A 6736-nucleotide genomic window follows, 5' to 3' on the forward strand; every position below is an offset into this window, starting at 1 on the left:
CGAGCGCCGAGCGGTCCGCGGGGACGGTGAGCACCCGCCCCGATCGTGCCAGCTCGATCTCGAACTCGACGCCGTCCGTGACCGGTGGCGCGCTGAATCGTTCGAAGTGCAGTTCCGTCGCCGGCGTCTGGTCGAAACAGCCGACCACCGCATTGATCATCGGGCCGGGCCCGCAGCAGTAGACGGCTCCGCCCGCGGGTGCGCGCTCGAGCAGTTTCGCTGCGTCGGGGGCGCCGTGGTCCTCGTCTGTCCGGATCACCACGCGGTCGTCTTCCCAACCCTCGATCTCTGTCAGGAAAGGCAGGGAGTGTCGCGATCGGCCGGAGTAGACCAGGGACCAATCGATGCCGAGCTCCCGAGCTTCGCGGACCATCGCGATGATCGGGGTGATGCCGATGCCGCCGGCGATGAACAACACACGCTCGCTGGGGACAAACGGAAAACCGTTGCGAGGAGTTCGGGTGGTGAGCTGGGCACCCAACGGCAGTTCATGCATTTCCCACGACCCGCCGGTCTCGGGCATCCGGCGGATCGCGATGCGATAGCTCGACAGATCCCGTTGATCACCGCACAGCGAATAGTGTTTCCGCCGGCCGGACGGCAGATGCAGATCGAGATGAGAACCCGCATCCCACGGCGGCAGTTGTTTGTCATCGGCGGACCGCAATGTCAACTGCACAACGTCCTCGCACAGCATCTTCCGCTCCGAAACCACCAACGTGATCAACGGATTTCGTTTGGGCGCGGCGAACTCGGATCGATACTCGAATCCGCTGAGCGTCGCGAAGATCTTGTCCAATGTGTCGGTGATCAATGCGACCGTCTGGTCCGGTGCGTCGCGCCCGAAGAGATTCGGCGGAATCTGACGGCCTGCCCGAAATGACGTGACCAGTTGAGCGACCCGTCGGGGGCGAAGTGTCATTCGCGCGGCGCCTCTGCGTTCGATTCCGCTGCGTTCGATGATGCTGCGAGGTATCGAACCGCTTGGGTTGTCGAGCCGTCCTGACTTGGGTGGTACGAGCGTCGGAGGTATCGGGCGCCGGCCCGTAATATCGACCTGCCGTTGGGGAACAGGCCGCGTTTCGTCACCGCGCCCCAATCGGACCACCGCACCCGACGATCGGATGCGCCGCCGAGACTGGGGTCGTTCTGCATGAGGAAACGCACGCCCCTGGCCCAGTACCAGGCCACGGTAGGTGCGATGAGTAGATACGTCCGGATTCGGCGGCTGTACCTACCGTCGAAATACTCCATCACCTCGAATGCGACCGACCGGTGCTCGACCTCCTCGGCACCGTGCCAGCGAAGCAGATCCAGCATCGTCGGGTGGACGGCGTCGTCCAGCCGGGCTTCGTTGAGTGCCCAGTTGCCGAGGAAAGCGGTGAGGTGTTCGATGCCCGCGATGAACGCCAATCGCTCGACAAGACCGTGCAGGGGATCCGAATTCTCCGATGGTCGCTTCGCGAGTGCGATCCCGAACAGGAAACTCATCTGATCGGTGTAAGGGGTGGGATCGAGACCCTGACTCTTCAGGTGGTCCAGAACAGTGGTGTGGGCGCTCGCGTGCACCGCCTCTTGACCGATGAATCCGACAACGTCCTCGCGGAGATCTTCATCGTCGATATAGGGCAGCGCTTCCTTGAACGTCTCGACAAACCACTCTTCACCCTCCGGTAGCACAAGATGCAACACGTTGATGAGGTGCGTGGCCAGGGGGTTTCCGCCGACATAATGCAAGGGCATTCCTGCCCAGTCGAACGTGACGTCGCGGGGCTTGATCATCAGCCGGATATCGGATTCGGATCTCACAGCGTTCGGTAGACCTTCCTTTGGGGCTCGGCCGGACACCCCCCAGGTACTGCCGTGGCAACTTTTCGTCCGCCGACCGTAACACGCGCTGCGTATGTGCCAAATCACAATATGGCATGGATGTGATGTGAAACGCGTAGGTTGTTAACGCGAAATCATCATTTTCGATGAGTCGACGACAGCCGATGAGCTCTTGGCTGGGCGCGTGAAGTGAAGTACGAATCCGTCCGTGGCAAACGATTGTCGCCTCGGCCGGATCGGACCGATCTTTCAACGTCGGCTGTCGCCGCATTCGTGGTGGCCGAATCCACGCCAGTCGAACCAGGCGTATCTCTGGTCAGTCCGGCTCCTCATCGGCCGGGACGATCTCTTCCACCTCGCCGCGACCGAGCAGGGTGGCGATGAGGGGGAGTACCAACACCGTGATTGCACCGGCCGCGACGAGGATGGACGCGTTGGTCGCGGTCATCGGGCCGGCATCGACCGCCACCGTGGTGACGGCGACGATCAGCGGCAGCCCGGTGGTGGAGTACAGCGCGATCTGGGCGCGCTCGCGGCGGTCGAAGGCCCTCCGGCGACCGTGGTCGGCCCGCTCGAACCGCGTAGCGATGAAGACCGGCAGGCCGCGCACCACCAGGAGCATGACGATCGCCAGCAGCAGGACTTCGGGCCGACCCACCACGCCGTCGACGTCGATGTTCATCCCGGAGGTCACGAAGAAGACCGGGACGAGGAGACCGAACGCCAGGCCGCCCAGTTTGGTCTCGAGCCCGTCGTGACCCGTCGGCAGGGTGCGCCGCAAGATGAAGCCGGCCGCGAAGGCCGCGATGATGATGTCGAGATCGAATGCGGCGGCGAGTGCGATCAAACCGACAAGGAGCAGCACTGTCAGTCGCACCTGCGTCTGCGACGTGGTGTCGGCGCCCCGTCGGATCAGTCCCGACAACCGTGATCGTGGACCGCCGATCCGCCCGGGCACGAGTGCGACGATGACCGCAGTGAGTGCAAACAGGGCGAGAACCAGCAGTGAACCAGCGGCGCCGCGCACGCCGAGAAGGATCGCCATCGCGACCACCGGACAGAGTTCGCCGATCGCGCCGTGGTTGAGAATCGTTCGGCCCATGCGTGTTTCGATCAGTCCGCGTTCTCCGAGAATCGGTAGCAGTGTGCCGAGTGCGGTCGAGGTCAGCGCGATCGCCGTCGCGACCTCGGCCCTGATCTCCATCACCTGGGCGATGGAAAACACCGCCGCGAATGCGATTGCCAGACAGCACAACCAGGTCAGTAGCGCCCGGCGACCACCGCTGCCGACCAACTCACGTTGATCCAATTCGTAGCCCGCGAGGAGGAACAGCAGCCCGAGACCGAGCTCTTGGAGCATGTCGATCTCGGGTGTGATCTCGGCGATGCCGGTGCCGAACGGCCCGATGATGATGCCGGCCACCAAGAGCAACACCACTTCGGGGAGCAGTCGCCCGGGCACGGCGGCCGCCAGCAGCGGTGCGGTGGCCGCCGCGAGCACGATCCAGAACAGTGACTCGGCGACCTCAACTGTCATTGCCCGACTTTCGTCATTAGCCTCTGAGGAGTTTCCCTCGGGGGGATTTCCGTCTCCGGGGGATTTTGTTGACAATACGACACCGGACGCCAACTGGTGCCACAGTGATCGGTATCGGGAGGACAAACGGACCACACGTCTTTCCGGTGTTCATGCTCTGCTCGAACAGGTTTCGGAGGAGGCAATCGGTGTGACCCGACGACGGCAACGTCTGGAAGCTCGGTGGGAATACCTGCTCGGTGCGATGTGGGTGCTGCCACTGGCCGCGATGGGGCTGGCCATCGCGCTCGGCGCGGGCCTGGCCGAGGTCAAGGTCGCGGAATCGTCGTCGTACCACTGGCTGGTATTTCAGGGAACCGCGGACGACGCGCGCAGTCTGTTGATCGGCATCGCGGCCACGACCATCACGGTGATCGCCCTGATGCTCGGGCTCACAGTTGTTGCGCTGCAACTGTCCTCGACCCAGTATTCGCCGCGAATCGTGCGGAACTTTCTACGCGACAGGCCGAATCAGATCGTGCTCAGCGTGTTCGTCGCGACGTTCGCGTACTCGGCTGCCGGCCTGTACACCGTCGGCGTCTCGGCGGGCGATCGAAGCGCATCGTTTCCCCGTGCGGCCGTCTCCGGTGCCATCGCGCTGCTGTTCCTGAGCCTCGGTGCCCTGATCTACGAGGTCCACCACATTTCACATTCGATGCAGATCGATCAGATCATGCGCCGGATCGGGCGCAACACCACGGCGATGATCAATTCCCGGCTTGCCGACGGGAACGACGATTCCGAGGTCACCGGTCCGGTCCCGGCAGGCGCCGTGGCGGTCGCCGCCCCGGATTCCGGGTACGTGCAGACTGTGCGTCCCGAAGCCGCAATCGACTTCGCGGTCGGTCATTCGGTCCACATCCGGTATGCCGTTCCGGTCGGCGCGCACATAGTGCGTGGTTCACCTCTGGCGTGGGTCTGGTCCGACATCGGCGAGGACGTCGACCGCGACCAGAGCGCGGAAGCGGTGGTGGAGTGCGTCCGGGTCGGTTTCGAACGGACCCTGGAGCAAGATGTCTCGTTCGGTATTCGTCAGCTCGTCGACATAGCCGCCAAAGCGTTGTCGCCGGCTGTCAACGACCCGTACACCGGGGTGCAGGCAGTCGACCAACTCGCCACGATTCTCGCGATTCTCGCGACGCGCAGGCTGGGGCCCACGGTCTACCGGCCGACATCCACCGCGAGTGTCACCACTCCGGCGAGCGACTTCGAGGGCTACCTCGACCTGGCCTGCGGACAGATCCGCCGTTACGGCGCAACGGAACCGGCAATCGCGCTCGCACTCATCGAGATGCTCACCTCGGTGGCGAGCTGCCTGGGCCCCGAATCGGAGGGTCGCCGCACAGCAGTCGCCATGCAACTGGACCTGATCCTCGACGACGCGCACCGGAGCATCGCGCAGCCCGCCGACCTGGAACCGGTGCTTCGGGACGCAGGGAAGCTGTCGGAACTCCTGGGGCGATAGGCTGCGCCCGCTCGCGAAGACCGCACCTCGTCGGCAGCAGTCTGACCGCCGGCCCCACCGGCGACGGTGGATTCCGAGTGCACGCAACCCTGCCCATCACACGGAACGGCATCTGATGACCACGGGTGGCTGTTGTCGACGATCAGGCGCTGGTGCGGTCCGGGTTCGAGGCCACTCGGCGGATCGTGTCAGATCCGGCCTGCGCGGGCACAAAGGTGTTGATAATGACCACATTTGACGAGGACGAACTCGTCGTGCAGGCTCTGCGCGCCGGGCGAGCGGCTTCCTCCTCAAAGACACCCGGCCGGATCGGTTGCTCGAGGCCATCTCCGTCATCGCGGTCGGGGAGTCGCTGCTGTCACGGAGTGTCGCCCGCCGCATGATCGAACGGTTTGCGGCACTCGCGGAGTCGACGCCACGGTCGACGGACTGACCGAACGGGAACGCGACGTGTGCGGTCCTGGTGGAGCCGATGACGGGAATCGAACCCGCGTGTGCAGCTTGGGAAGCTGCCGTTCTGCCATTGAACTACATCGGCGTGCGACCTTCGGCCGCGAGAGCGATATTAACAGGCGCCGCCAGGAATGCACGTGGCGCGCTCTGGTTTGGAACAATCCAGGAGTGACCCAGCCCGGATATGACGCGCTTGCGGACCTCTACGCCGAGACCTTCCCAGATCCGTATCTGACCCCGATCGAGCGGCACGTGGTGGCGGCATTTGCCGACCTGGTGCGTGAAGGTCCCATCGAAGGCGTCGTGCTGGATGTCGGGTGTGGTCTCGGGCAGGTCTCTGCGGATCTCGCGCGGCAGGGGCTGGGCGTGATCGGGGTGGACCCCAGTGTCGAGATGCTGGGCTTTGCACGTCGCAACTACCCCGAACTCCAGTTCATCCAGGACGATGCGCACCTGCGATACGTGGACCTCGGCGGCACGAACCTTGCCGCGATCATGGCGAGATTCAGCCTGATTCATGTCCCGCCGGCCGATATCCCATACGTGCTGGGCGGCTGGGCAACGCGGATGAATCCCGGCGCACTCGTAGCGGTTGCCGGTCAGACCACCGACGTGGTCGGCGCTGTCGAGGAGTTCGACCACCGAGTCGCACCGGCGTGGCGCTGGCATCCGGACCGACTCGCCGAAGCTCTGGCCCTCGCCGGATTCGACGAGATCTGGCGCACGATCAGCCGCCCCGACGCCGACCATCGATTCCCCGACTTCCACCTGGTGGCCCGCAAGCGCTGACGCTTGGATCGTTGGTTCGCTTGACGTTCCAATCGTTGTCGGAGGCGTCCGATAGACTCGCAATTATGTTCGAGGGGGAGATCGAAGATGCTGGTGGGGACGATGATTTCGGCCCCGCCTGTCTGTTGCGCACCAACGAGTTGTTGCGGAATGCAACGTTGGCGATGGCGCAGCAGAGCCGAATGGAATGGGAGCGCTATACCGCTGCCGCGATGGTCCATCGGCAGGTGGTGGAGCCCACGATCGGGACTGAGTCGGAGATGCGTGCGCTCGATCCGTTCGCGCAATGTGCGGCGAGGCTCGCGATGGCACAAGGCCTCACTCAGCACGCCGCGGAGCTACAGATCAACCGGGCGCTCGCACTACGAGATCGGCTGCCCGAGGTCAATGGGTTGTTGAAGGCCGGACGGGTTGCGGCGCATCATATTCCGGACATCATCGCAAGGACTGAGTTGATCGACGGCTCCGAGCATCGGGCGGAGATCGATCGGGCGATCGCCGAGGCGTTGGGTCGGCGGGGGTCGTGGTCGAAGAATCGGATGCGAGACATGGTTGATGCCATCATCTTCCGCCGTGACCCGGACCTGGTGCGCCGCGCTCGTGAGGATGCCAAGAACAATCGT

6 protein-coding genes and 1 tRNA gene are annotated in these 6736 nt (G+C 64.1%); 3 read left to right on the plus strand and 4 right to left on the minus strand.

The window, feature by feature from the left end:
• The 3 genes from VIQ49_RS00155 to VIQ49_RS00165 form a co-directional block, all read right to left on the minus strand.
• A partial coding sequence (locus VIQ49_RS00155; RefSeq protein WP_331879763.1) for a ferredoxin reductase occupies positions 1–922 on the minus strand: 922 nt, incomplete at its 3' end.
• Entirely contained in the window at positions 919–1782 is an 864-nt protein-coding gene (locus tag VIQ49_RS00160) for a metal-dependent hydrolase (RefSeq protein WP_331879771.1), read from the minus strand. The genes VIQ49_RS00155 and VIQ49_RS00160, both read right to left, overlap by 4 nt.
• Positions 1783–2146: 364 nt before the next feature.
• Complete coding sequence (locus tag VIQ49_RS00165) at positions 2147–3367, minus strand: cation:proton antiporter (RefSeq protein ID WP_331879765.1); 1221 nt, start codon at positions 3365–3367, stop codon at positions 2147–2149.
• Between the two features lie 190 nt (positions 3368–3557).
• Between VIQ49_RS00165 and VIQ49_RS00170 the strand changes: the two genes are divergently transcribed.
• Positions 3558–4871, plus strand: coding sequence for a DUF2254 domain-containing protein (locus VIQ49_RS00170; RefSeq protein ID WP_331879767.1), 1314 nt, complete (start codon positions 3558–3560; stop codon positions 4869–4871).
• A gap of 464 nt (positions 4872–5335) precedes the next feature.
• Here VIQ49_RS00170 and VIQ49_RS00175 read toward each other — a convergent pair.
• Positions 5336–5409, minus strand: a tRNA-Gly gene (locus VIQ49_RS00175).
• 83 nt (positions 5410–5492) lie between these two features.
• Here VIQ49_RS00175 and VIQ49_RS00180 point away from each other — a divergent pair.
• A complete protein-coding gene (locus VIQ49_RS00180; RefSeq protein WP_331879769.1) occupies positions 5493–6113 on the plus strand; it encodes a class I SAM-dependent methyltransferase in 621 nt (206 codons plus the stop codon).
• A 65-nt stretch (positions 6114–6178) separates the two neighbouring features.
• Positions 6179–6736: DUF222 domain-containing protein (locus VIQ49_RS00185; protein WP_331879770.1), on the plus strand; the 558-nt coding region annotated here is incomplete at its 3' end.

This window comes from Williamsia sp., assembly GCF_036566845.1.
Lineage (GTDB): Bacteria > Actinomycetota > Actinomycetes > Mycobacteriales > Mycobacteriaceae > Williamsia.